General features: G+C 49.5%; 2 protein-coding genes. Both read left to right on the top strand.

Annotation, left to right across the window (positions count from 1 at the left end):
- The coding region (locus MO867_RS22265) for a hypothetical protein (RefSeq protein ID WP_252473249.1) at nucleotides 1–246 on the top strand (246 nt) is incomplete at its 5' end.
- Between the two features lie 42 nt (nucleotides 247–288).
- Entirely contained in the window at nucleotides 289–663 is a 375-nt protein-coding gene (locus MO867_RS22270) for a GmrSD restriction endonuclease domain-containing protein (protein WP_252473251.1), read from the top strand.
- Nucleotides 664–933: the final 270 nt, after the last annotated feature.

Genomic DNA, 933 nt, shown 5'->3' on the forward strand with positions numbered 1-933 from the left:
CCAGATACGCTACTTTCTTTCAAACCCTCAAACACCAGATTCGGTTATAACTCTCTATTGTGTTCACTTGTGTTTGTTCTCCCCGGTGGTGTTCGGTACGATATCTCTAAACAATATGGAGGGGTCGCCATGTGCCATTTATTGCCAGTTATCTTGTCTGGCAGTTTCAAGGCCGAAGCTAACACCAACGAATACGACCCCCATGAGTGGCCGCCACGCTGGTCGGACTCTGACAAAGGCTGCTAGAGCACCCGTCATGAGCTGCGAGTTCAGTCCTCTCTGGCCCCGGTGACCTTCACCAATGCCAAGCGTTGCACGGTTGACACTGGCCTATGGTTGGACCCCTACACTGGAAATTTCTATTTTCTGGCCTCTGACCTAGATGTTGAACACATCGTCTCGCTTTCATGGGCTCACGGGCACCGCGGTGCCAATTGGAGCGTAGAGCTAAAGCGGCAGTTTGCAGAAGACCATGAGAACCTATGGCTAGTCGATGACGGTCGGAATCAGAGCAAGGGTGACAGAGGCCCTGACGAGTGGATGCCACCCTATGAGCCAGTCCAGGCTATCTACGCGCAGCGGTTTATGGCGATAGTGGAGAAGTATGGGCTGAAGTTCTCGCAGGAAGAGTCAGTCCAAGTTTTAGCTCTCCTGGAAGAATAGGCGCACCCCATAAGCCCCATGGATACCTCGTTGGCTCTCAACTGGGTAGGGTAATTGACATACAATTAACCCGCCTGATATAAGTTGGTATCAAGTATGAGCCTTTAAGAATTATGGGTTGTTGCTTCGATCCAAATAGCCGGATTTTAAATTTCAAACAGTGCAATGGGCCATCCATTAAGGCTTATTAAAAAAATTTCCAATGAATCCCCTATCAACACTTCGGACAGTTTCATGCAGCTATAGCCCCGTAGTCACTGTACCGTTCGT

The sequence above is a fragment of the Microbulbifer okhotskensis genome (genome assembly GCF_023895975.1).
Classification (GTDB): Bacteria; Pseudomonadota; Gammaproteobacteria; order Pseudomonadales; family Cellvibrionaceae; genus Microbulbifer; species Microbulbifer okhotskensis.